Annotated in this window: 18 protein-coding genes and 1 pseudogene; 2 read left to right on the top strand and 17 right to left on the bottom strand. The window is 73.7% G+C overall.

The annotated features are described in order from the left end of the window. The 6 genes from LLG88_00735 to cls form a co-directional block, all read right to left on the bottom strand. On the bottom strand, positions 1–2583 hold a 2583-nt coding region (locus tag LLG88_00735), incomplete at its 3' end, for a methyl-accepting chemotaxis protein (protein ID MCE5245436.1). A 133-nt stretch (positions 2584–2716) separates the two neighbouring features. Then, positions 2717–4822, bottom strand: coding sequence for a chemotaxis protein CheA (locus LLG88_00730; protein MCE5245435.1), 2106 nt, complete (start codon positions 4820–4822; stop codon positions 2717–2719). Further along, the gene (locus LLG88_00725) at positions 4819–5187 is read right to left on the bottom strand and encodes a response regulator (protein ID MCE5245434.1); all 369 of its coding nucleotides are present in this window, start codon (positions 5185–5187) and stop codon (positions 4819–4821) included. The genes LLG88_00730 and LLG88_00725 overlap by 4 nt, the downstream gene beginning before the upstream one ends. Continuing rightward, positions 5169–5522: an STAS domain-containing protein gene (locus LLG88_00720; GenBank protein ID MCE5245433.1), complete on the bottom strand. Its 354-nt coding sequence runs from the start codon at positions 5520–5522 to the stop codon at positions 5169–5171. The genes LLG88_00725 and LLG88_00720 overlap by 19 nt, the downstream gene beginning before the upstream one ends. 9 nt (positions 5523–5531) lie before the next feature. Then, positions 5532–7232: a hypothetical protein gene (locus LLG88_00715; protein ID MCE5245432.1), complete on the bottom strand. Its 1701-nt coding sequence runs from the start codon at positions 7230–7232 to the stop codon at positions 5532–5534. Between the two features lie 238 nt (positions 7233–7470). Then, positions 7471–8730 carry a cardiolipin synthase gene (cls, locus tag LLG88_00710; protein ID MCE5245431.1) on the bottom strand — a complete coding sequence of 420 codons (1260 nt, stop codon included), beginning with the start codon at positions 8728–8730 and terminating at the stop codon, positions 7471–7473. A gap of 58 nt (positions 8731–8788) precedes the next feature. On the opposite strand from cls, the gene LLG88_00705 reads away from it, so the two are divergent. Then, a complete protein-coding gene (locus LLG88_00705) occupies positions 8789–9835 on the top strand; it encodes a beta-N-acetylhexosaminidase (GenBank protein MCE5245430.1) in 1047 nt (348 codons plus the stop codon). Between the two features lie 14 nt (positions 9836–9849). Here the strand turns inward: LLG88_00705 and LLG88_00700 are convergent, their stop codons facing one another. Then, a complete protein-coding gene (locus tag LLG88_00700; GenBank protein ID MCE5245429.1) occupies positions 9850–11979 on the bottom strand; it encodes a hypothetical protein in 2130 nt (709 codons plus the stop codon). Between the two features lie 175 nt (positions 11980–12154). Here LLG88_00700 and LLG88_00695 point away from each other — a divergent pair, with 175 nt between their 5' ends. Continuing rightward, positions 12155–12538: a nuclear transport factor 2 family protein gene (locus tag LLG88_00695; GenBank protein ID MCE5245428.1), complete on the top strand. Its 384-nt coding sequence runs from the start codon at positions 12155–12157 to the stop codon at positions 12536–12538. An 87-nt stretch (positions 12539–12625) separates the two neighbouring features. Here LLG88_00695 and LLG88_00690 read toward each other — a convergent pair whose 3' ends face one another. The 10 genes and pseudogenes from LLG88_00690 to LLG88_00645 all read right to left on the bottom strand — a co-directional run. Further along, positions 12626–13024, bottom strand: coding sequence for a hypothetical protein (locus LLG88_00690; GenBank protein ID MCE5245427.1), 399 nt, complete (start codon positions 13022–13024; stop codon positions 12626–12628). 172 nt (positions 13025–13196) lie between these two features. After that, entirely contained in the window at positions 13197–14087 is an 891-nt protein-coding gene (locus LLG88_00685) for a phosphoribosylaminoimidazolesuccinocarboxamide synthase (GenBank protein ID MCE5245426.1), read from the bottom strand. A gap of 92 nt (positions 14088–14179) precedes the next feature. After that, on the bottom strand, positions 14180–15460 hold the full coding sequence (locus LLG88_00680) for a dihydroorotase (GenBank protein ID MCE5245425.1): 1281 nt from the start codon (positions 15458–15460) through the stop codon (positions 14180–14182). Continuing rightward, a complete protein-coding gene (locus tag LLG88_00675; protein MCE5245424.1) occupies positions 15432–16379 on the bottom strand; it encodes an aspartate carbamoyltransferase catalytic subunit in 948 nt (315 codons plus the stop codon). The genes LLG88_00680 and LLG88_00675 overlap by 29 nt, the downstream gene beginning before the upstream one ends. Positions 16380–16525: 146 nt before the next feature. Further along, a pseudogene (gene pyrR, locus LLG88_00670) lies at positions 16526–17065 on the bottom strand (bifunctional pyr operon transcriptional regulator/uracil phosphoribosyltransferase PyrR). A 217-nt stretch (positions 17066–17282) separates the two neighbouring features. Continuing rightward, positions 17283–18446 carry a hypothetical protein gene (locus tag LLG88_00665; protein ID MCE5245423.1) on the bottom strand — a complete coding sequence of 388 codons (1164 nt, stop codon included), beginning with the start codon at positions 18444–18446 and terminating at the stop codon, positions 17283–17285. 197 nt (positions 18447–18643) lie between these two features. Next, on the bottom strand, positions 18644–20392 hold the full coding sequence (locus LLG88_00660; protein MCE5245422.1) for an alkaline phosphatase family protein: 1749 nt from the start codon (positions 20390–20392) through the stop codon (positions 18644–18646). A gap of 29 nt (positions 20393–20421) precedes the next feature. After that, complete coding sequence (locus LLG88_00655) at positions 20422–20820, bottom strand: response regulator (GenBank protein MCE5245421.1); 399 nt, start codon at positions 20818–20820, stop codon at positions 20422–20424. 3 nt (positions 20821–20823) lie between these two features. Next, entirely contained in the window at positions 20824–23889 is a 3066-nt protein-coding gene (locus LLG88_00650; GenBank protein ID MCE5245420.1) for a response regulator, read from the bottom strand. A gap of 76 nt (positions 23890–23965) precedes the next feature. Further along, a partial coding sequence (locus tag LLG88_00645) for a hypothetical protein (GenBank protein ID MCE5245419.1) occupies positions 23966–24347 on the bottom strand: 382 nt, incomplete at its 5' end.

Genomic DNA, 24347 nt, shown 5'->3' with positions numbered 1-24347 from the left:
GCCGTGCTCGCCGGCGCGGGCGGCCTCGATCGCCGCGTTGAGCGCCAGCATGTTCGTCTGCCGCGCGATCTCCTCGATGATCGAGATCTTCTCGGCGATCTCCTTCATCGCGGCGACCGTCTGCTGCACCGCCTTGCCGCCCTCGCGCGCGTCGTCGGCCGCCTTGACGGCGATCTTCTCCGTCTGGTTGGCGTTGTCGGCGTTCTGGCGGATGTTGCTCGCCATCTCCTCCATCGAGGAGGAAGCCTCTTCGGCCGCCGCCGCCTGCTCGCTGGCGCCGGAGGAGAGCTCCTCGGCCCCGCTGCTCATCTGCTGCGAGCCGGAGGCGACGTTCTCGGCCGCCGACTTGACCTCGCCGACGACCTCGGTGAGGCGCGCGATCATCGTCTTCATCGCCCGCATCAACTGGTCGTTCTCCGACCGCTCCTTGACGGCGAGCCGCAGGTCGCCCTTCGACAGCGCGATCGCCGCCGACGCGACGCCGTCGTTGGCCTCCAGCAGCTGGATCATCGCCGGAATCAGCGTGTCGTGTTCCGACCGCCGGCCGACCCGCTTGAGGTCCTCGAGGTCCTTGGCGTGGTCGCCGATCGCGGCGCTCTTGAGGATGTCGATCGTGTGGTCCACCCGCGAGTGGACGAGGTTGGTCGCCTTGGCGACGTCGGCGAAGATCCCGGCGTAGCTCCCCTGGACGGTCTTGGTGTAGTCGTTGACCGCCATCCGCTGCAGCACCGCGTCGGCCTCGACGAGCCCGGCGAGGCCGTCCACGCAGGCGTTGATGTTGTTCTTGATCGTGTTGAAGTCGCCCTGGTAGGCGTCGGTGATCTTCTCCGGGACCTCGCCCTTCGAGATCCGGTGGACGTAGCCGGCGGCGACGTTCAGCGGGCCGATCACCGCGTCGAGCGTGTCGTTCACGCCCTGCACGACCGCGCGGAACTCGCCCTTGTGGCGCGAGGCGTCGGCGCGCGTCGCGAGCTTCCCCTCGACCGCGGCCTTGGCCAGCATCTTGCCGTCGTCGACGAGCGCCGAGACCGCGTCCTTGGCCAGCGAGAGGCTGTCGTGGATCTTGCCGAACTGCGCGCGGACCTTCTGCGTGTGCTGGTCGGCCTCGGGCAGCGTCATGTCGAGGTCGAGCCGCCCCTCGGCGAGGCGGGAGAGGTTCCCGGCCATCCGCTCGACTTCGACGTTGGTGTAGTCCTGCGCCCGCAGGATCGAGGTCAGGTCGGTGACGACTTCGACGTAGCCCAGCTTCTTCCCCTTGCGGTCGCGCAGCTCGGCGGTGTCCTGCTTGCAGCTCATGCCGCACCAGTCGAAGAAGCTCTCGTTGATCCCGCGCTGGAGCTGGCGGATGCCGCAGCCCTGCGAGTTGCAGATGTTGGCGTTGGCCGTGCTGCACGGGCGGCCGACGGCGTCCTTGCGGTCGCGCACGGCGCCGCGCTCGACCATCAGCTTCTCGAACGGCCGGTTGAGGAACGTCCACTTCATCTCTTCGTCGGTGACGTGGATCGGGAACGGCACGGCGTCGATGATCGCCTCGTACCAGTCGGTCTTCTCGAGCACGATGTCGAGCGTCCGGTTGACCCCTTCGGCGACGTCGCGGTAGGCGCCGGCGAAGCGCGCCGCCTCGACGCGGGCCGAGAAGTCGCCGCCGCCGGCCGCGCCGGTGACCCGCTCCATCTCGGTGACGAGGCCGTTGACCGCCTTGACGGTCTGGTTGAAGGCCGGGGAGATCTCGTCCTCGGCGCACTGCGGCGTCAGGGAGGCGGCGAGGTCGCCGTCGCCCACGCGGCGCAGCTCCTTGGCGATCGCCGACAGCTGGTCCGCGAACTGGTCCATGCCGCGGGCCAACTCGCCGACCTCGTCCTGCCGGCCGAGCCGCAGACGGCGGCCGAGCCGGCCGAGGGCCAGCTCCTGCATCATCTCGAGCCCCTGCGCCAGCGGCGCGGCGATCGAACGGGCGAGCATGACGCCGAAGAAGAGAGCGAAGGCGACGCCGAGGACCAGCACGACGATCATCAGCGCGACGGCGCGGTCCGCGGACGACGACAGGGCGTCGGACGCGGCGTTCGCCTGCTCGGAGATGTCCTTGCGCGCGGAGGCCGTCGCGCCGGCGACGCGGGCCGCCGCGGTCTGGGCGTCGGTGTCGAGGAGTTCGCGCCCGCGGTCCTCGCGGCCGCCGTCGATCAGGCCGGCCACCTTGTCCAGCACGGCGCGGTAGGCGACGCAGGCGTCGCGGACCCCCTCGAGCGCGCGGCGCGACGTCGCGTCCGCCTCGGCCTTGTCCAGCCCGCGCAGCGCGGCGTCGAAGTTCTCGCCGGCGGCGGCGAACTGGGCCCGCATGCCGTCCCGCTCGCCCGCCGTCTTCGCGCCGGCGTAGCGCCGCGCGGCGGTGCGCAGCGCGTCGTAGGAGGCGTTCGCCGCGTCCAGCCCGCCGTTGACCGCCTGGACGCGGTCCAGCAGCTCGGCCTGCGCCTTGTCCGTGCGCGTGATGGTCACGACGCCGATCCCGCCGACGAGGGCGGCGACGGCGGCGACGGCGGCGAACCCGCCGACGAGCTTCCTGCCGATCTTCACGTTGTCCAACATGGCGCTCTCCCCCGGACTTGGCGTCCGGCCGGCCCATGGCCTTGCCCGGTCCAACCGCCCCGGGCCCGGCGACGCAGCGACGGCTCCCGCCGTCCTGGGCTCTCCTGCGCAGCCTCTCCTCCGCGCGACGGCCTCACGCCGTGAGCGCGCGCTCCTCGTTCTCGGCCCTCTCGACGATCTTCGGCACGTCCAGAATCAGCGCGACGCTGCCGTCTCCGAGGATCGTCGAGCCCGAAAGTTCCACGATGTCCTTGTAGACCCGTCCCAACGACTTGATGACCGTCTGGTGCTCGCCCACGATGTGGTCCACGACCAGTCCGATCTCGCGTCCTTCCGCCGACACGATCACGATCTGCTCGATCGCCGGCCGCTCGCCCGGTTCGTCGAACATCTCGCGCAGCCGCACGTACGGCACGAGCCGCCCGCGGACCGAAGCCACGCGCCGGCCGTGCATCGCCTCCGCGTCGGCGCGCGTCAGCTCCACGCACTCCTGCACGACGGAGAGCGGCAGGACGTAGCGCTCGCCGCCGACGCCGACGAGAAGGCCGTCGATGATCGCCAACGTCAGCGGCAGCTTGACCGCGACGGTGGTGCCCTCGCCGCGCCGCGAGCGGACCTCGATCTGCCCGTGCAGCGCGTCGATCGCCTGCTTCACGACGTCCATCCCGACGCCGCGCCCGGAGACGCTCGACACCTGCTTCGCCGTCGAGAACCCCGGATGGAAGATCAGCGCGAAGAGGTCCTGCTCCGACGGCTCGGCGCCCGGCGGGAGCAGCCCCCGCTCGACCGCCTTGGCGCGGATCGCCTCCGCGTCGAGGCCGGCGCCGTCGTCGCGCACTTCGACGACGACGCTCGCCCCCATGTGCGCCGCGGAGAGCCGCACCGTGCCGGCGCGGGGCTTGCCCCGCTCCGCGCGCGCCTCCGGCGCCTCGATGCCGTGGTCCACGGCGTTGCGCACGAGGTGGACCAGCGGCTCGCCGAGGCGGTCGATGACCGTCTTGTCGAGCTCGGTCTCCGCCCCTTCGGTCTCCAGCTCCACTTCCTTGCCGAGGTCGCGGGCCAGGTCGCGCACGAGGCGGCGGAACTTGGCGAACGTCGCCCCCATCGGCAGCATCCGCATGTTCATCGCCGTGTCGCGCAGCTCCCAGGTCAGCCGCTCGACCTCCTCGGCCAGCGCGGCGAGCTCCTGGTCGCCGCGCCGCAGCGCGGTCGCCGAGAAGCGCGCCTGCACGGTGACCAGCTCCCCGACGAGGTTGACGAGTTGGTCGAGCCGCTCCGCGGCGACCCGCACGCTCGACGCCGCCTCGGCCGTCTGGCGCTTCGTCCGCGCGTCCTGCACCGCCTTCTGCTCGACCGCCGCGGCGTGGACCTTGGCCGGCGACACGAGCCCCTGCTCGATCAGGACGTCGCCGATCCGCCGCTGCGTCGCCAGCGCGGCCCGCACCGCGTCCTCGGAGACGTCGCCGCGTTCGACGAGGATCTCGCCCAGCCGCTTCGGCGGCGCCCCTTCGTCGGCGTCCACGTCGACGACGTCGATCCGCAGCTCGGCGTCGTCCTCGAAGAAGACGAAGACGTTCCGCACGTCGTCGAGCGGCCGGCTCGTCGTCAGGACCGCCTCCCAGGAGCAGCGGCACTGTTCGGGGTCGAGTTCCTCGAGCGGCGGGAGATCGTCGGTCCGCAGCGCGAAGCGCAGCGCGCCGAGGCCGGCCAGCTCGGCCATCAGCGCCGAGGGGTCGCCGCCGCGCAGGAAGATGTCGGCCGGCGGCTTGAAGCGGATCCGGTACGTCGTTTCCGCGCCGGCCGCGGCGGCCGACGACGACGGGGCGCGGGGCGCCTCCGCCGCGGCGGCCGGCGCGTCCCGGCGCGGGCAGAGCGCGAGCAGCGCCTCGACGACCGCGGCGCCGCGGACCCGCTGCACTTCGTCCGGCGTCCCCTCGACGTCGAGCAGGTCGCGGATGTGGTCGCGCGCGGCGAGCGTCAGCTCGATCAGCGCGGTCGAGACCTCGAGCTCGCCGCGGCGCACGCGGTCGAACGCGGTCTCCAGCTCGTGGGTGAAGGCGGCGACGGCGTCGAAGCCGAACATCGCCCCGGAGCCCTTGATCGTGTGCAGGGCGCGGAAGACGCGGTCGATGATCTCGCGGTCCCGAGGGTTCTCCTCGAGCGTCAGGAGGGTCGTCTCGAGCTCCCCGAGCAGCTCGGTCGCCTCCTCCACGAACGCCGCGCGATGCTGGTCGATCACTTGAGCACCTTCTGCACGACCGCCACCAGCTGTTCGGGGCGGAACGGCTTGACGATCCATCCCGTCGCGCCGGCGGCCTTCCCCTCCTGCTTCCGCGCGTCCTGGGATTCGGTGGTCAGCATCAGGATCGGCAGGAAGCGCCCGCGCGGCTGCGCCCGCAGCGCCTTGATCAGCCCGATCCCGTCGAGGTTCGGCATGTTGAGGTCGGTGACGACCAGCCCCACCTCGGGCGAGGCCGAGAAGCGGTCGAGCGCCTCGCGCCCGTCCGCCGCCTCGAGCACGGCGTAGCCGGCGCCCCGCAGGGTGAACGCGACCATCTGCCGCATGCTCGTCGAGTCGTCGACGATCAGGATCTCTTTTGACATCCGTCCCCCCTTCCTTCCCACAGGCAGACCGCGCCGGCCGCGGCGCCCGGAACGCAGGGCGCGAACTCGCCCACGACCGCGGCGAGCGTCGCGGGCAGCGGTCCGCGGAGCGCGAAGGTCGTTCCGCGCCGCATCGCCGAGCGGTGCGCGGCGCAGAGCAGCTGCACGCAGGAGACGTCCGGCCGCGCGTCGTCCTCGAAGCGCAGCGCCACGACCGGCGCCTCGTCCAACGCGCGAAGCAGGGCGGCCTTCAGTTCCGCCGCCGACTCGATCGTCAGCGCGCCGCCGAGCGCGAGCGTCCCCACGCCGTCGTCGATCGCCCACGTCGCTTCCATCGCGTCCTCCTAGAACAGCTCGACGTTGTCGCCGAATTCGCCCGCGGCCTCGCCGGGAGCGCCCGCGACGCCGCCGATCAGTTCTTCGTGCACGCGCCGCTCGGCGCCGGTCGTGTACCGGGCCGCCAAGTGCGCGAGATCGTCCGCGTCGAGCTCCGAGGCGCCGCAGGCCTCGGCCGCGCCGCGCAGCGCCCGCTCCACGTCCGCGAGCTCGCCGTCCACCGCGGCGTGGCCGGCGAAGCCGGCGGCGACGGCGTCCAGCTCCGAGGCGAGGGAACGGGCGTCCCGCTCGATCCCGGCGGCGGCGCCGCGCCCGGCGAAGGCGGAGAGGTTCGCGGCCAGGCGGCGCATCTCGTCGCCGAGCCCCTTCCCCGACCCGTGCGCGCCGGAGCTCTCCGCGCCCTTCACGTCGCGCCGGATCTCCGCGGCGGCCGCGGCCACGCCGCGGAGCGGCGCGGCGAGCTCGCCGGTGCGCCGGCGGGTGTCGGTCGCCAGCCGCTGGATCTCCTCCGCGAGCACGCCGAGCGCGGCCCCTTCCGCGCCGGTGTGGGCCGCCTTCACGCTGGCGTTGAGCGCGATCCGCCCGACCTCCGCTCCGATCGACTCGATCTCGGCGGCGAGGCGCGACATGTCCTCGGCCGCGGACGCGACCGCGTCGGTCACTTCGGCCAGCGCGCCGTACGACGCCTCGTCGGCGGCCAGCTCGTCGGCCACCGGCACGAGCGACCGGTCCAGCCGCTCGAGCGACCCGGCGCCCGCGCCGGCGTCGCGCTCGCCGGTCGTCCCGGCGAGGAGCGTGAGCCGCCGCCCGATGCCGCCGAAGCTCTCGCGCGCCGAGGCGACCGCGGCGGCCAGCCGGCCGCGGGAGTTGCCCAGCTGCGCCGCCTGCAGCGCGCAGACGCGCCCGGCGCCTTCGTCGGCGAACGACAGCTCGGCGACCGCCTCGCGCACGTGCTCGAGCTCCTGCCGCGTGATGTCGTGGAACTGCATCGAGGTGACGATGTCGCCGACCGCCGCGGCGACCTGGCTCGTCGTCTCCGCCGCCGCCGCCGCGGCCCGCGCGCCGCGCGCGCAGCTCGAGGCGAGCAGGTCGGCGCTGGCGCGGGTCTCGGCGATCGCCGCGGCGAAGCGGCCGCAGCGGGCCGACCGCAGGTCGCGCGCCCGGGCCGCCGACGCCCGCGCCCGCGCGGCGAGGCCACCGCCGAGCGAGGCGAGATCGTCGGTCTTGGCGCGGATCCGCATCGCCAGCGCCTCGACGTTCTTGGACAGGGTGTCGAAGCCGATGTCGCTGCGGGAGAGGCGCGAGCTTTCGATCTTCGTCGAGATGCCGAGGATCCGCAGCATTTGGACCAGCCGCTCGAACTGCGGGATGCGCGACGTGGCGGCGTCCAGCGCCTCGAGCAGCTCGCCGAGCCGTCGTTCGGCCCGCTCGATCTGCTCGCCGGAGGTCGCGGCGTAGCGGTCGAGGCGGTCGAGAAGGTCGAGCATCTCGTCCCGCGCGGCGCGCAGTTCGTCGCCGCCGAGCCGCTCCGCCTCCGCCGTCGAGCGCGACGCGATGTCGAGCGCGCGGGCGTGGAGTTCGGCCAGACGGCCGCCCGCCCCGCAGAAGAGCGCTTCGAGCCTCCCCGCCGCTTCGCGGAGACTCCGGACGGACGCTCCGACCGCAGCCGCGGCCGCTCCGCCGTCCAACATCGGGGCGCAGGTCGCCATCTGTTCCCGCCGATCCGCGCGTCGTTCGCCGGGACCAAGGACGATTCCTTTCCCGGCCCACGCGGCCTTGCGGGCTGCTTATCGGACAGGGTGGGGCGAACTTGACCGCCGCCGGCGCGAGGAGATGGGCGGCGCGCCCGAAAAGGGGCGTCCCGTCCGAAACGGCTGCGGTCTTTCGCGGACGAGCGGCGCGGGACGGACGCCGCCGCGCGGCGCGACTCGGGGACGGAAACGACGCTCAGAACTGCGAGCGGAACAGCCCGTAGAACGTTTCGAGCACGCGTTCCCCGAACGGCCGCTTCTTCCACGCCGCCAGCTCGACCTTCGACGACTTGGCGAGGTCGGCCTCGTAGATCCGCGTCAGCTCCTCGGCGACGCGGCGGTCGAAGCAGTTCAGGTTCGACTCGTAGTTCCAGACGAACGAGCGGCGGTCGAGGTTCGTCGAGCCGACCGTGGCCCACTCGCCGTCCACGACCATCGTCTTGGCGTGGAGGCGCGACGGCTCGTACTCGTAGATCCCGACGCCCGCCTCGAGCAGCCGCCGGTAGTAGCTGCGTCCCGCGTAGCGGACCGACTTGACGTCGGTGTTGCGGCTCGGCAGGAGCAGCCGCACCTGCACGCCGCGCTGGGCGGCCTTCTCCAGCGCCTCGAGCGCCACGCCGTCCGGCACGAAGTAGGCGTTCGTGACGTCGATCGACCGCTTCGCCGAGGCGACGGCGACGAGGAACGAGAGCCGGGCCGGGTTCCCCTTGAAGCCGGGCGCCGACTCCATGATCTGGCAGCGCTGGTCGCCGACGCGGTCGATCGTCGGGTAGAGCGCCTGCGCGCTGAGCAGTTCCCCCGTCGCCTCGAGCCAGGCGCGGGCGAAGCCGGACTGCATCTGCCGCGCCACCGGCCCCTCGACGCGGACCTGCGTCTCGCGCCAGCGGTCGGGCCGGTCGGCGTTCCCCATCCACGAGTCGTCGATGCAGATCCCGCCGGTGAAGCCGATCCGCCCGTCGACGATCAGGTACTTGCGGTGGGTGCGGAGATGGAGCTTGAAGAGGTTGGAGAGCTTGAGCGGGCGGAAGAAGACGACCTGCACCCCCGCCTCGCGCAGCCTGGCCTCGTTCTCCTCGCCGAAGCCGAGCGACCCGATGCCGTCGAGCAGCAGCCGCACCTTCACGCCGGCCCGCGCGCGCTCGACGAGCGCGTCGACGAACCGCCGGCCGATCTCGCCGTCGCGGAAGATGTAGGTCTCGAGGTGGACGTTGTTCCGCGCGCCGCGGATCGCCTCCAGCATCGCCGGGAACACCTGGTCGCCGTTGACCAGCACGTCCACCTTGTTCCCGTCCGAGACCTCGTTGCCGCCGGCGATCGAGAGCGCCGCCTGCACGTCGGCCCCCGCCGCGGTGAGGCGGGGCTGGTAGCGGTAACGCGGGTACGAGGCGCAGCCGACGCCGAGCGCCGCCAGCGCCACCACGGCGGCGACCGCCGCCGAGCGAGAGAGAAGGCTCATCGCTTCGTAGTATAGCCGCCGCGTTGACGGGCCGCGGCCGCGCCGACACAATCGCCCCATGGCCTCCCTTCTCGATCCCGGGCGCCTGATCGTCGCGGCGCTTCCCGGTCCCGACGTCTCCCCCGCCGACGAGGCCGCGCTGCGCGACCTCGCCCCCGCCGGCGCGATCCTCTTCGCGCGCAACCTCAAGAGCGCCGCGCAGACGCGCGACCTCGCCTCGGCGCTGGCCGAGATCCTCGGCCGCCCGTTCCTCCTCGCCGTGGACGAGGAAGGCGGGAAGGTCAACCGCCTCGCCGAGATCGCGCCGGTCTTCCGCCGTCTCCCCGAGGGGCGCGCGCAGGGCGCGTGGGGGGAAGAGCGGCTGCGCGACGTCTGGCGGCTCGTCGGCGGCGCGCTGCGCGCCGTCGGCTTCAACGTCGACTTCGCGCCGGTCGCCGACCTCGACGAGGGGCCGGGGACGAACGCGATCGGCGCGCGCTCGTTCGGCCTCGATCCGGGGCGGGCCGCGGCTCTCGACGGAGCCGTGCTGGCGGGACTCGAGGACGCGGGGGTCGCGGGATGCCTCAAGCATTTCCCGGGGCTCGGCGGCACCGACCTCGACACGCACGTCGGCCTCGCGCGGAGCCCGCTCGGCGAGAAGGAGCTGTGGGACGCGCACCTCCGTCCCTACGTCGATCTCGCCAAGAGCGCGCCGCTGGTCATGACGGCGCACGCCGCGTACCCCGCGGTCGAGGGGCCGGAGGCCGGACCGGCGACATTCAGCGCGCGGCTCGTCGGCGAATGGCTGCGCGGGCGGATCGGCTTCTCCGGCCTGATCGTGAGCGACGACCTCGAGATGGGCGCCGTCGCCGCGCTCGGCGCGCCCGGCGAGCGGGCGACGCGCGCGCTCGCCGCGGGGTGCGATCTGGCCCTCTTCTGCCGCGGGCTCGACGCCCCGCGCCGCGCGCGGGACGAAGTCGCCGCCGCGCTCGAGAGCGGCCGGCTCGACGCCGCGGCGCTCCGCTCGTCGGTCGCGCGGCAGGCGACGCTCCTCGCGCGCCTCGCCGCCGCTCCGCCGGCGCCGCGCTGGGACGACGCGCTCGCCGCGCTCGACGAAGCGCTCTGAGGCTGCGGCGCGGTTCAGGCGGCCGGCGCGCCGCCCGAAGCGGGGGCGTCGCCGCCCGGCGCCGGCGCCTCGCCGCGGGCGAAGCGGCGGGTCAGCTCCTCGGCGTAGCGCTCCAGCTCGTCGAGGCCGCGCGGCGCCTCGCCGGGGGCGAATCCGGCCTTCTCCGCCAGGAGCAGCGCCAGCAGTTGGTTGAGCACGTTCGCCCCCCCGCCCGCCGCGCCGGTTTCGGGCCGCTCGCCCGCGCCGCCGCCGAGCACGAAGAGCCGCTCCGGCACGATCGGCTGCGCGCTCTGCGCGAACCGCTCGGCGACGAGGTTGAGCGCGAAGAGCCGCGGGTCGCCGTAGGCCCGGATCTTCTGCAGAAAGACCGCCGCCTCGGCGAGGCCGATCTGCGCCACGCGCGCCCCCTCGCCGCGTCCCTGCAGCTCGCGGGCCCGCGCGTCGCCGTCGGCGCGCACGACGTCGCGCTGCGCCAGCCGCCGCGCCTCGGCGAGCTGCGCCTCGCCGCGGTTCCCGGCGATCTCGACGTCGACCCGCGTCTGGGTCAGCTCGGTCTGCTTCGCCGCCGCGGCCTGCGCGTCGTTGAGCTCCTTCAGCTTCCCCGCGGCCTCCTCCTGCTTGGCGTAGGTCGCCTTCTGCTCCTCGGCCAGCCGCCGCGCGCGGAGCTGGTCGAACAGCGCCTCGATCGGGTCGGCCGCGCCGGCCGCGACCTTCGACTCCGGCCGCCCGATCAGCACGGCGATGCAGTTGATGTCGTACTCCTTGAAGCGCTTGCCGAGCTCGACCGTCGCCCGCGCCTGGATCTCCTCGCGGCGGGTCAGGAGGTCGAGCATGTTCGAGCTCTGCGCGACGTCGCGGAAGTAGGCGGTGAGGATCGGGTCGAGCGTCTGGCTGATCAGCCGGCGCACGTCGCCGAAGCGCTGGATGACCGAGGGCCCCTTCTCGTAGTCGATGTGGAGCACGAGCGAGAGCGGCAGCACCGGCTCGTAGCCGTCGGCGGTGATCAGCTCGATGCTCGTCAGGTCGCGGTCGTACTGGTGGGCCTCCATCTGGCCGGTGATCCAGCGCAGCACGAAGTTGACCGTCGGGACGAGCTCGACCTTCATCGCGTACGGATTGAGCGCGTACTTCCCCGGCGCGAGCGCCCGCTTCCAGACGCCGCGCTCGCCGGTCTCCACCTGCTCGCCGTAGCGGAAGGCGTCGCCGGTGATGTCCTTGCCGCGCTCCCCGAAGTAGGAGACGACCGCGCCGACGTAGCCGATCGGGATCAGCGTCTTGGGGCGGATCTCGACCGTGGCGAACCAGCGGTTGACGAAGAAGGTCCCGTCGGTGAGCACCTGGAGCTGCTTTCCCCGCTTGCCGCCGAGGGCGAGGAACGCCTCGATGTCCTGGAAGTACTGGTGGCCGTCGCCTCCCGCGGCGCGGACCTCGGGGGCGATCACCTCGCCGGTCTCGATCGGCGGCCCGTCGTGGACGGTGACGACGCCGATCGTGTCGGTCGGGCCGAGCCGCATTTCGCCGCCGGTCGGCGCCTGCGCGACCTCCGCCTCGGCCTGGCGGCCGCCGTGGCCGACGACGACCGGCTCGAACCCGCCGATCGCGCGGAGCTGGCCTTGCCAGTCGCGGTACTTGTCCTCGTTCTGCTCGCGGATCGGCCCGCAGAGAACGACGTCCTCCGTGATCACGACGAAGAGCGCGAGATTGACGGCGAAGACGCCTTCGCGCAGCACCGCCCGCTGGCGGCCGCGCTGCCCGCCGCCGGCGAGGAACGCCGCCGCGTCCTGGAAGTGGTTGCAGTCGACCGTCCGGCCGAGCGTCTGCGTCGGCGGCAGCGGCTGCCCGTCGCGGGCGTAGACGTAGCCGATCTTCCCTTCGGCGACGACGACCAGCGGCTGGCGGCGGATCCGGTACTGCCACGGGAAGTAGCCGAGGTGCAGCCCGCCGCGCAGCAGGCGGGCCTGGAAGCCGGCCTCGCCCTGCGCGGCGACGATCCGCCCCCCGGAGAGCGAGCCGCGCGCCGACCAGAGCTTCTCGATCACGCCGACCTTGTTGTGCGGGATGTAGCGCAGGCCGAGCAGCCACGCCAGGACGAGGAGCCCGACGACGACGGCGACCGGGTACATCCACCACGCGATCTGGATCATGGCCGAACGTCTCCTCCGCGACGTCCGCGGCCCGGGCGCCGGACCGCGCCGGCGCGCGGAACGCGGCGCGCGCGGCGTCATCCTCGCACGAACGCGTCGGCGCGCGGCGCGCGGCCGGGGCTCCCCGCGCGATTTCGGGTTACTCTTCCCCGGGGGAAGGAGGAGAGGGCCCGCCATGCTGCAGGTTGATCCTCACGCGTTCGCGGAAAGTTGGGCCGCCGCCTGGCGGCGGCGCGAAATCGACTCCGTCGTCGCGTACTACGCCGAAGACTGCGAGTTCATCAGCCCGAACGCGATTCCGCTGACCGGGCGCGCGCGCATCAAGGGGCGGGCGGCGCTCGCCGCCTACTGGCACGAGGCGCGGGAGAACCTAAAACGGGTCGAGATCGACGTCGACCACGTCGTCTGGGACGAGCGGTCCAAGACGCTGGTGGTCATCTACGACAGCGTCTTCGACGACCTCGTCGGCCGCGCCGCGGAGGCGATGCAGTTCAACGACGAGGGGAAGATCGAGCGGGGCGAGGCGTTCTTCGGCGCCCCGATCCGCGCCGTGGATTGAGCCGCGCGGTGGACTGAGCCGCGCCGCCCCGCTGTCCGCGGCGGCCGGTCCGGCGCCGCGCGGAGTCCGGCGCCGCGCGGCAGGTCCTCAGCGGCGCGGCCCCATGCCCCAGAAGTTCAGCTGGTCCTCGCCGATGTGGCCGCCGTACCCCGACACCTGCTCGTCGGTCACGAAGTACGTCTCGTGGTGGCCGAAGACGCGGGAGAAGACGACGCGCCCTTCCTGCCCCGACGGCGACACGAAGTTGATCTCCGCCATCGTGCGGTCGCGGCTCGACGTCAGGTCCTTGCCGCAGAGCGGGCAGGAGAAGCGGACCGTCTCCTTTTTCTTGATGTGGAGGTCCTCGGCGACGATCGCCTCGTAGTTGCCGGGACGCGGGCTGAAGAGGACGAGCCCCGGCCCCGCGGCGGCCTCGGCCTTGAGGATGATCTTCACGTTCGGATTGAGCAGCCCGTCGCAGTGCGGGCAGTGGTACGTCCGTTTCATACCGATCCCTCCGTCCGCGGCGAACGCCCCGCGACCTTCATGTATCGGGCGAAACGGGCCCCGCGCAAGCTTTTCGCGCCGCCCGAAAACACGAAGGCCGCCCGCGGGGGGCGGCCTTCGCGCGGCGCGCGGCGGGGCCGGCGTCCGCCGGCCTCGCTCGGCTCTTCCGAGACTACTCGGTCAGGCCGTGGCCGGAGAGGATCCGCAGCGCCTCGACGTAGCGGGCCCGCGTTCCCTCGATCACCTCGGCCGGCAGCGACGGAGCGGGGGGCTGCTTGTTCCAGTGGATCGACTCCAGCCAGTCCCGCACGAACTGCTTGTCGAACGACGGCTGCGGCCCGCCCGGCTTGTACTGGTCGGCCGGCCAGAAGCGCGACGAGTCGGGGGTGAGGACCTCGTCGCAGAGCGCGACCCGGCCGTCGATCACGCCGAACTCGAACTTCGTGTCGGCGATGACGATCCCCTTGCCGCGCGCGAAGTCGGCGGCCTTGGCGTAGAGCGAGAGCGTCAGGTCGCGCAGCGTCGTCGCCGCCTCGCGGCCGACGATCCCCGCCGCGCGTTCGAAGTCGATGTTCTCGTCGTGCCCCGTCTCGGCCTTCGTCGAGGGGGTGAAGATCGGCTCGGGCAGCTTGTCCGACTCCTTCAGCCCGGCCGGGAGCTTGACGCCGCAGACGGTCCCCGAGGTCCGGTATTCCTTCCAGCCGGAGCCGGCGAGGTAGCCGCGGGCGACGCACTCGATCGGGAACATCTTCGCCTTGCGCACGAGCGCCGTGCGCCCCGCCAGGACCTCGCGGTGCGCGCGCAGCTCCGGCGGGAAGTCGTCCACCCGGCCGGCGGCGATATGGTTCGGCACGACGTCCTTGAAGTGGTCGAACCAGAAGAGGGAGACCTGGTGCAGCACCTTCCCCTTGTCCGGCACCGGCTGCGGCAGCACGACGTCGAAGGCGGAGATGCGGTCGGTGGCGATCAGCAGCAGCCGGTCGCCGAGGTCGTAGATGTCGCGCACCTTGCCGCGCGAAATCATCTTCAGGCCGGGCAGGTTCGTGTCGGTCACGGCGGGCATCGTTCGTTCCTCTGTCTCGTTCCGCGGCGCGCGGAAAAACGAAGGGGCGCCCCCCGCGGGGCGCCCCTCTAGGTTACAGCGAAAGGGCCGGATCAGCGCGCGTCGTGGACGACGCGGCCGCCGACGATCGTCATCGCCGCCGCGCCCTTGAGCGGCATGCCGGCGAAGCAGGTGTTGCGTCCCTTGCTCTTGAACTTCTCGGGGTCGACCGTCCACTCGCGGTCGAGGTCGAGGACGGTGATGTCGGCCGGGGCGCCGACTTCGAGCGTCCCGCCGGCGACGCGCAGCGCGCGGGCCGGACCGACCGACAGCAGCTCGACGATCCGCGGCAGCGGCACCCCTTCCTCGTGGTGCAGCTTGGTCAGGACGACGCCGACCGCCGTCTCGAGCCCGACGACGCCGAACGGGGCGCGCGCGAACTCGAGCCCCTTCTCGTCGGCGTGGTGCGGCGCGTGGTCGGTGGCGACCGCGTCGATCGCCCCCTCGGCCGCGCCGCGGAGCAGCGCCGCGCGGTCGGCTTCCGGCCGCAGCGGCGGGTTCATCTTGAAGTTCGCGTCGAACGACTCGAGCGCCTCGTCGGTCAGCGCGAGGTGGTGCGGCGTCGCCTCGCAGGTCACCTTGACCTTGCGGCGCTTGGCCAGCCTGATCATCGTCAGGCCGCGGGCGGTGGAGACGTGCTGCACGTGCAGCCGCGCCCCGGCGTCCTCGGCGAGGAGCACGTCGCGGGCGATCAGCGCCTCTTCGGCCGAGGCCGGCATGCCGGCGAGGCCGAGCCGCGCGGAGACGGCCCCTTCGTGCATCTGCCCGGTGCCGAGCAGGTTCGCGTCCTGCTCGTGGACCAGCACCGGCAGGTCGAAGATGGTCGAGTACTCGAGCGCGCGGCGCATCAGGCCGCCGTCCATCACCGACTTGCCGTCGTCGGAGACGGCGACGCAGCCGGCGGCGACCATCTCGCCGATCTCCGCCAGCTCCTTCCCTTCCATTTTCTTGGAGAGGGCGCCGACGGGGAGGACGCGGACCGCGCCGTGGCGCTCGGCCTCGGCGAGGATCATCTCCGTCACCGCCCGGCAGTCGTTCACCGGATCGGTGTTGGCCATGCAGGCGACGGCGACGAAGCCGCCGGCCGCGGCGGCCGCGCAGCCCGACGCGATCGTTTCCTTCCACTCCTGCCCCGGCTCGCGCAGGTGGACGTGCATGTCGATGAAGCCGGGGGCGACGACGAGGCCGTCGAGGTCGAGCGTCGGAACGCCCGGCTTCTGGATCCGCGCCGCGACCTTGGAGATCTTGCCTTCCTCGATCAGGACGTCGCGGACTCCATCGAGCCCGGCGACCGGATCGACGACCCTAGCTCGCCTGATGAGCAGCGTTTTCACGCTCGCCTCCCGCCAACAGGTACAGCACCGCCATGCGCACCGCGACGCCGTTGGCCACCTGGGTGAGAATCACGGAACGAGGACCGTCGGCCACGACGCTGTCGATTTCGACGCCGCGGTTCATCGGCCCGGGGTGCATCACGATCCCGTCGGGATGCATCCTGTCCATCCGCTCCGGCGTCAGCGCGTAGAGCTTCGCGTACTCGCGCAGCGTCGGCACGTAGCCGGTCTTCATCCGTTCCAGCTGCATCCGCAGCACCATCACGACGTCGGCGCCGGCGACCGCCTTTTCCACGTCGTGCTCGACCGAGACGCCCATCGTCTCGATCCCCGTCGGGATCAGCGTCGGCGGGCCGCAGACCGTGACCTTCGAGCCCATCTTCCCCAGCAGGTGGAAGTTGGAGCGCGCGACGCGGCTGTGGCGGATGTCGCCGAGGAGCGTGATCTTGAGCCCCGAGAGGCGGCCGAACTTCTGCCGCATGGTCATCGCGTCGAGCAGCGCCTGCGTCGGGTGCTCGTGCGCGCCGTCGCCGGCGTTGACGATCGAGGCCTTGCAGATCCGGGCCAGCATCGCGTGCGAGCCGGGCTCGGAGTGGCGCATGACGATGAAGTCGGGGTTCATCGCCTCGAGGTTCAGCGCCGTGTCCACCAGGGTCTCCCCCTTGACGATCGAGGAGGCCGAGGCGGTGATGTTGAAGGTGTCGGCGGACAGCCGCTTTTCGGCGACTTCGAAGGAGGTCCTCGTGCGGGTGGACGGCTCGACGAAGAAGTTGATGACCGTCTTGCCGCGCAGGGTCGGGACCTTCTTGATCTCCCGCCCCGAGACTTCGAGGAACGTGTCCGCCGTGTCGAGAATCAGCTGGATCTCGTCCGGCTCGAGGTCGGCGATCCCCAGCAGGTGACGACTGCGAAGCTTCATCGACCGGTCCCCTTGCGGCCGCGCTTCCTGGCCGCCTTCTTCTTGGTGGTGGTTGCCTTGCGCGCGCCGCGGCGCGCGGGGGCCGCCGCGCGCGGGGCCGCCTCGGCCACCCGCCGGCGGGCCTCTTCGGCCGCGCGGCGCATTTCCTCGCGGCTGCGGACGCGGACGAGGTCCGGGCCGCCGTCGATCTCGGCCAGCGCGACCTCGACGACCTCCTCCGGCCCGACCGGGAAGAAGCGGCCGACGAAGTCGGACTGGATCGGCAGCTCGCGCCCGCCGCGGTCGATCAGCACCGCGAGGCGGATGGTGCGCGGCCGGCCGAGGTCGGACAGCGCGTCCATCGCCGCGCGGATCGTGCGGCCGGTGTAGAGCACGTCGTCCACGAGGACGATGTGCCGGTCGGCGACCTTGAACGGCAGTTCGGTGCGCCGGACGACCGGGTGGTCCTCGGCGTGCGAGAGATCGTCCCGGTACATGTTGATGTCGAGGATCCCGACCGGGGGAAGTTCCTCGCCCGCCTGGGCGATCTTCCAAGCCAAGCGGCGCGCCAGCGGCACGCCGCGCGTGTGGATCCCGACCAGCGCGAGTTCCTTCGCCCCGCCCGCCTGTTCCAGGACCTGGTGGGCGATGCGCGACAGCGCGCGGTCGATCTCCTCCGCGTTCATCAGGACGGCGCCTTCGTTCATGCATCCTCCGCGGAACCGATGGACTGTTGCGGCCTGACGGCGACGCCGCCGGGTCCGGCGCGTTGTAGCACCGAACCGCCCCCCGGTCAACGCGCACAGTGACGCCGAGATTGTTGCGGCCCGACGCGCGGGGGCGCGTCGCGGACACGACGCCCCTCGGCGCCGAGGCCGGGCGCGCGGCGCCGCGGGCGGAGCGGCGCGCGGAGCGCCGGGAGGCTCAGGCGAGGGCGAGCCAGTGCGTGGGGAAGAGGCGCGGGGAGTCCTTCGCGCCGGGCGTGGGGAAGGCGCGGGCGAGGACGCGGGCGGCGACGTCGGGGAGGCGGGCGATCTCGCGGCGGAAGATGCGCCGGCCGAGGAGGTCGTCCCAGGAGAGCGGGCGGTCGGCGAGGCCGGCGAGCATCGCCGGGGTCGGGCCGCCGTTGCGGCCCTCGCGGCGGCGCTGGACGAAGCTGCGCCAGAAGGCGAAGAGGGCGGCGCGGCCGGCGCAGGAGGCGACCCGGCGGGCGAAGGCGAGCGGCCGGCGGCGGTGCTCGGCGTCGGCGTGGCGCAGGAAGCGGTGCAGGGCGTTGGCCGGGCCGAGGGCGCGGTTGTAGGCGGGGTCGGCCCGCCCGCGGCGGGGGGCGGGATGGACGCGGTGGTCGATCCGCCCCGCCCCGACGCGGTCGACGACGTCGCGGTAGACCCGGTCGTCGTCGGTGCGGAGCTCCAGCCGCGCGCCGGGCGGGAGGCGGTCGAGGAGCCCCTCGAGCAGGGCGCGGAAGGCGCGGCGGCGGGCGGCGCGCGGAAGGGCGGCACGGAGCGCGGGGAGGCGGCGGCGCTGCGCCGGCGTGCGGCGGCCGCCCTGGATCCCCGGGGCGGCGGAGAGGGCGAGGACGAGGTCGGTCGCCGGGTCGACGGCGGTGCCGAGGAAGACGGCGAGCGGGCGACGGAGGGCGAAGGTGACGAAGTCGTCGTGGGCCACCGGCCCGGCGACGGCGAGCCCCGCGAGGAGCCGGGCCGTTGCGAGGGCGGCGAGACGCCCGAGGCGGTCGGCGGCGCGGACGGCGGTGGAGCGGGCGCAGGCGAGGCCGCGGGCGGCCTGGCGGAGGGCGGCGCCGTTGACGAGGGCGTTGGCGAGCGGGGCGAGGATCTCCGGGCGCTTGGCGAAGTAGGCGCCGGAGAAGGTCTGGTCGGAGAAGGTGCGGCCGCAGGCGAGGCAGCGGTAGCGCCGGACGAGGCGGGGCGCGGCGGCGCGGCGGAAGGCGCCGTGGCGGCGCCAGCGGAACGGGGCCCCGCGGCGCGAGGGACAGGCGTCCCACGGGCAGTGGAACGGCGTCCACGCCGGGTCGCCGGGGGGCGGCCCGTCGAAGACGGCGGAGGCGGCGCGGCGGTCGGGGTCCACGCCGGAAACCGAACGCAAGATCCGCGCCGCGTCCCCGCCGCGCGGAAAACAGCGGCGCGCGCGGCCCATCCTCGCCGCCGCCCCGCCCCCCGACGATGTCCCGCGTCCGCCGACGGACGGACTGTCCGGACACCCGTCCGCCCGCGGACGGCCCTCCCCGCCGCCCCGCCCGCAACAATCTCGGCGTCACTGTGGGGTTACTGCGAGTCGTAGGACGGGAGGGCGACGAGGGGGTGGGCTTCGAGGAAGGCGGGGGCGAAGGCGCCGCGCACGATCGGCCCCATGTCCTCCGCCGCGGGCAGGCCCTGCGCCCACAGCAGCGTCGGGAGCACCGCCGTCAGCGGATAGATGTCCGGCAGCCGCTCGCCGGCGCGCGCGCCTTCGCCGGCGACGACGACGAAGCCGGGGGGCGGGCCGGCGAAGGAGCCGGTCGCGCTGGTCGCGCCGAGGAGCGCGGAACCGACGGCGCCGACGTCCTGGCGCGGGCGGACGCCGAGCGGCGCGACGACGGCCACGAGCGCCTGCGGCCCCGCGGCGTCGACGAGCTGCCCGATCTCCGGATCGAGCAGGCGCACGTAGCGCGTCAGGGTCCACTTGTAGGCCGCGATCTCCTGCTCGGTCGCGTTGCGCGCCGGGTGGTCGTCGCGCCACCCCGCGAAGCGCCACGCCGTGCGGCCGTATCCGGCGAGCCGGACGAGGGTGATCGCGGGGGCGGCGCTCCGCGCGAGCAGGCGGCGCCCCGCGGCGAGCGCGCAGACGTCCTCGGCGAGGTTCGCGCGCAGCTCCGCGGCCAGCGCGGGGGTCGAGCGCAGCGAGTCGGCCGGCGGGTTGAAGGCGGGCGGCGCCGGGCTCGGGCAGACGAACGGCGCGTCCTCGCCGGGAAGGCGGACCGCCGCGCCGGCCCGCAGCGCGGCGCGCGGCACGACCATCTGCGCCTCCGCGTCCCCCTTCCAGCCGAGCGGATCGCCGACGACCGCCGCCTCGAGGCCGAGCGCCCGCGCGATCCCCGGCAGCGCCACCGCGCGCACCGCCCCCTCCGGCGCCGGCACGCGCTCCCAGAACGGCGTCAGCAGCAGCGGGCGGAGCAGCAGGCCGCGCGGGAAGATGCCGAAGGCGATGTCCCACGTCGCCGGCTTGTAGCGCACGCCGGCGAGGATCCGATGACGGCGCGGGTCGCGGCCGGTGACGAGCGTCGCGTGCAGCGCGACCGGATCGACGACCGGCCCGCCGGCGACCTTGAAGAAGGCGCCCCGCTCGGCCAGCGCCTCCAGCGCCGGGGTGTTGCCGCGGGCGACGAACTGGGCGAGGTCGTCGGGGTCGAGGCCGGGGATCTCGACGATCAGCAGGCGGCGCGAGGGCTCGAACCCGGGCGCCTCGACCGGACGCGGCTCGGGAAGCTTCACGCGGCGCATGTCGCCGGCCACGCCGAGCGGGATGACCGCCAGCACGCCGAGGGCGAGGATCCACGGCACGCCGACGAACCCCGGGCGCCGCCCGTCCACGAAGGCCAGCGCCGCCGCCAGCGCCGCCGAGACGGCGAGGGACGTCCCGGCGAGCCCCAAGGCCGACCGCGCGAGGCTGGGCAGCAGCTCCCCGACCGACTGCCACTGCCGCAGCGCGGCGAAGGCGAGGAACGCCGCGTCGAGCGCGCCGAAGCGGAGGACGTAGCGCGCGGACAGGCCGCGGCGCGTGTTCCGCCCCACGCGCAGCGTGGTGAAGAAGAGCACCGCGAGCGGCCCGGCGAGGACGAAGATCGCCAGCGCCTGCGGCAGCAGCGCGATCATCGTCGCGCCGAAGCCGCCGAGCGTGAACGGCAGGTCGGGGTTGAGCAGGAAGAGAAGCAGCGCCTCCGCCGGCCACGCGACGAGCGCCGCGAGACCCGCGTCCGCCGTCAACCACAAGGCCGGAGCGAGGCGGGCGCCGGCCCGCCGCGCGGGCTTCGTCACGCCGCCATTCTACGCGCCGCGGCGCGCGCTCAAACCCGCGCGATTCCCATCTTCTCCAGCGCGGCGCCGACGTTGTCCGGAGTCGCCGGCTTCACGAGGTACCCCTCGCAGCCGAAGCGGAACGACGAGAGGACGGCGCCGCTGTCGGCGCGCGCCGAGATCATCAGCACCTTCGTCCCGCAGCCTTCCGCGATCCCCTTCGCCTTCTCGATCACGCGGATCTGCGCCACGGCGCCGGCGCCCGAGAGACCGGGCAGGTTCACGTCCATCGTCGCCAGGTGGTACGGCGCCCCGTCGCGGTGCGCGGCGTCGACCATCCGCACCGCGACCTCGCCGTCCGGAACGGCGTCCACGTCCCCGTACGGCGCGAGGATCGCCTTCAGTTTCTCCCGGCCGACGAAGTCGTCGTCCACGACCAGAATCCGCATCGTTCACCCCCGGTGCAGGCGGTCCTCCGCCCAATGCAACAGCCGCCCGCGCTCCTCGCGCAGCCGCGCGGCCGGAGGCGGCAAAGACGCCGACGGATCGTCCGCCGCTTCCTCGACGAGGCGCGCCGCCTCGCCGAGCGCGTCGGCCCCCAGGTTCAGCGCCCCGCCGCGGAGCCGGTGCGCGACGGCCCGCGCCGCGTCCCGGTCCCCAGCCGCGGCGGAGGCCTCGATCGCGGCGACGTCGTCGGCGCTGCGGGTCAGGAACTGCCGCAGGATCCGCGCGAAGAGCGCTTCGTCGCCGCCGAACTCCGACACGCCGCGGTCCCACGCCAGCGGCGCGTCGCCGGCCGGCGCGCCCGCCGCGGGCGGTCCGCCCGCCGGCGCATCCTCGGCCGGCGCCGGGGAGGAAGTCGGCCCCCCGGCGGCCGACGGCGCGGGCCGCGTCGCGGAGGCGGAAGTCCGCCCCGCGGGGGCCGACGGCGAGAGTCGCGGCGAGGAGGCGGCCGCCGCGCCCGCCCAGCGGGCGCAGGCCGCGAGGAACGAATCGCGGCGGATCGGCTTCGCGATGATGTCGTTCATCCCCGCGGCGAGGCAGCGGCGGCGCACGTCCTCGCCGGCGTGCGCGGTGACGGCGACGATCGGCGCGCCGCGCGACGCCCCCTCGCGGCGGATCCGGCGGGTCGCCTCGCAGCCGTCCATGTCCGGCATGCTGACGTCCATCAGGATCAGGTCGTAGGCCGTCGCGCAGGCGGCCTCGACCCCGATCGCGCCGCCGTCGGCGGCGTCCACGGTCCACCCGTCCGCCTCGAGGTGGGCGCGGGCGAGTTCCTGGTTCGGCTCGTAGTCCTCGATCAGCAGCGCGCGTCCGCGCCGCCCGCCCGCGGGCGCGGCGGCCGACGCCGGCGCTTCCTCCTCCGCGGCCGCCGCCTCGGCGGTCGGGAAGGAGACGACGAAGGAGAAGGTGCTGCCCTTTCCCTCCTCGCTCTCCAGCGACATCGTCCCGCCCATCAGTTCGACCAGCCGCCGCGCGATCGTCGTGCCGAGGCCGGTGCCGCCGTAGCGGCGGGTCGTGCCGCCGTCGGCCTGGGCGAAGCTCTCGAAGATCGTCGCCTGCTTGTTCCGCGGGATGCCGATCCCCGTGTCCTGCACGGCGAAGCGGAGCGAGACCTCGCGCGGCGTCCGCTCGACGATGGCGACCGAGACCCCGACCCAGCCGGCGCGCGTGAACTTGAGCGCGTTGGAAAGCAGGTTCTGCAGCACCTGGCGCAGGCGCAGCGCGTCGAAGACGACGAAGCGCGGCACGTTCGGCCCGACCTCGATCCAGAACTCGAGCCCCTTGGCCGCGGCGCGCGTCCGCGTCCCGGCGGCGATGTCGGCCAGCCAGGCGCGGAGGTCGGCCGCGCGCGGGTCGAGCTCCATCCGGCCCGCCTCGATCTTCGCGTGGTCCAGCAGGCCGTTGATCAGCGCGAGCAGCGTCTCCGACTCCTTGAGGATCGTCCGCGACGTCCCGCGCGCCTCCTCCAGCGACGAGGCGCGCGCGGCCAGCTCCGCGAAGCCGACGATGCAGTTGAGCGGCGTGCGGATCTCGTGCGAGACGGTGGAGACGAACAGCGACTTCATCCGGCTCGCCGCCTCGGCGGCGTCCTTCGCCCGCGACAGGTCCTCCTGCGCGCGCCGCTCGGCGGAGACGTCGACGGCGATGCAGGAGATCGCCGGCGCGCCGCGCCAGGCGACCGGAGTCGACGTGAGGTGGATCCACTTCACCGTGCCCGATGCGTCCAGCAGCCGGCACTCCAGCGGCCCGGCCGAGCCCCGGCCGGCGACGAGCGCCGCGTAGCGCTCCTGCACCATCCCGCGGTCCTGCGGGTGGACGCGGGAGAAGGCCGAGGCGCCGACGAGCTCCGCGGCGGGGATCCCCCCCATCTCCTCGGCCATGGCGTTGGCGAAGACGATCTTCCCCTCTTCGACGATGATGATCGCCTGGCTCGCCGTCTGGACCAGTTCCCGGTAGGCGCGCTCGTTGGCCGCCTGCGCGTCGCGCGCCCGCTGCAGGGCGGCGAGCGTTCCGTTGACGCCCTCGGCCAGATGGTCGAGTTCGTCCCGCTCGCCGCCGACGTCGAGGCGGCCGGAGAAGTCGCCGCCCGCGGCGATCGCCGCCAGCCGCCGCTCCATCGTCTCGACCCGCCGCGCGACCTCCCCCGCGATCCGGTGCAGCACGACGATCCCGATCAGCGCGCCGACCAGCGCCAGCGAGACGAGCATCAAGCGCGCGGTCGCGACGCCGCGACGGTGGATCGTCCGGTCGATCTCCACCCCCAGCGCCAGCGCGGGGCGCCCTTCGATGTCCTTCAGGATCCCGTGGACGAGCAGCGCGTCGTCGTTCGCCGCCTCGACCGCCGTCTTGTCGCCGCGGCCGAGCGCGGCCCGCGGAACGGCGGCGTCCGGCGCGTCGAGCGATTCGACGTGCAGGTCGAGCAGCAGGTCGCGCGTCAACCCGTGGACGGTTTCCCGGTCGAACGGCCGCGCCATCACCAGCCAGCCCTTGGGCGCGCCGATCTCGGAGCTGGGGAGGATCGGCCGCGCCGCCACGAGCAGCGGCCGTCCGCCGGCGAGGGCCACGCCCTTGCGCGCGACCGGCGGTCCGCCGGCGAGCGTCGGGCCGACGAGATCGGCGAGCGACGCCCGCTCCAGCGGCGCGTACGGGTCGTTCCGTCCGTTCCGCCGCCGCCCGGCGACGAAGTTCCCCTTGGCGTCGAAGAAGGCGACGATCTCGACCTCCGAGGCGACGAGGGCGGCGCCGTCGAGGTTGGACCGCTCGAACTCCTTGCCGCGCTCCTCGACGTAGCGGTAGGCGTCGTCCCAAGAGCCCCAGTCGCGGGCGAAGCGGTCGGCGTCGGCGAGGCGGTTCTCGAGCGCCGCGACCGCCCGCTGAAGGTGCTGCTCCGCGTCGGCGTATTCGATCTCGTCGAAGCCGCGGACGACGACCCACTGCGCGACCGCCCAGACGGCGACCGCGGCGAGGACCAAGACCACAGCGAGGTTGAGCAGCGCCTTGCGGTAGAGCGTCACATGCGTCCCCTCGTGCAACGCGGGGGGCGGCCGCCGGGCCGAGCGTCCGGGCGGCCGCCCCTCGTCGAAACCGGGCTCAGAACGACTTCAAGCGCTCCTCGTCGTCGTCGAGCGGAATGAGCGCCTCGGGCGACGGCCGGCGTCCGGACGAAGCCGAGGCCGCGCGGAACGGCGCCGGCGCCGACGGCCGCGGCGCGGCCGGCGCCGAGGAGAAGGCCCGGAGCGGCGCCGCGGCGCCGCTCAGCCGGAACATCTCCACCAGCCGGTGCATCTCCGAGGCCTGCCCCGCCAGTTCCTCGGCCACCGACGCCGACTCTTCCGAGTTCGCCGCCGAGGCCTGCGTCATCTGGTTCATCTGCTCCACGCCGACGTTGACCTGGCCGATCCCCGTCGTCTGCTGCTCGCTCGCCGCCGCGATCTCCCCCATCACCTCGGAGACCCGCCGCGCCTCGCCGTGG

It is taken from the genome of bacterium (assembly GCA_021372775.1).
Taxonomy (GTDB): Bacteria; Acidobacteriota; Polarisedimenticolia; order J045; family J045; genus JAJFTU01.
This window is presented reverse-complemented; position numbering and strand designations above follow the sequence as displayed.

Coding starts and splice junctions, on each gene's coding strand:
- LLG88_00725 (MCE5245434.1), bottom strand. CDS start 5,187: ATGTCAAAAGAGATCCTGATCGTCGACGACTCGACGAGCATGCGGCAG.
- LLG88_00720 (MCE5245433.1), bottom strand. CDS start 5,522: ATGGAAGCGACGTGGGCGATCGACGACGGCGTGGGGACGCTCGCGCTC.
- LLG88_00715 (MCE5245432.1), bottom strand. CDS start 7,232: ATGGCGACCTGCGCCCCGATGTTGGACGGCGGAGCGGCCGCGGCTGCG.
- cls (MCE5245431.1), bottom strand. CDS start 8,730: ATGAGCCTTCTCTCTCGCTCGGCGGCGGTCGCCGCCGTGGTGGCGCTG.
- LLG88_00705 (MCE5245430.1), top strand. CDS start 8,789: ATGGCCTCCCTTCTCGATCCCGGGCGCCTGATCGTCGCGGCGCTTCCC.
- LLG88_00700 (MCE5245429.1), bottom strand. CDS start 11,979: ATGATCCAGATCGCGTGGTGGATGTACCCGGTCGCCGTCGTCGTCGGG.
- LLG88_00695 (MCE5245428.1), top strand. CDS start 12,155: ATGCTGCAGGTTGATCCTCACGCGTTCGCGGAAAGTTGGGCCGCCGCC.
- LLG88_00690 (MCE5245427.1), bottom strand. CDS start 13,024: ATGAAACGGACGTACCACTGCCCGCACTGCGACGGGCTGCTCAATCCG.
- LLG88_00685 (MCE5245426.1), bottom strand. CDS start 14,087: ATGCCCGCCGTGACCGACACGAACCTGCCCGGCCTGAAGATGATTTCG.
- LLG88_00675 (MCE5245424.1), bottom strand. CDS start 16,379: ATGAAGCTTCGCAGTCGTCACCTGCTGGGGATCGCCGACCTCGAGCCG.
- LLG88_00655 (MCE5245421.1), bottom strand. CDS start 20,820: ATGCGGATTCTGGTCGTGGACGACGACTTCGTCGGCCGGGAGAAACTG.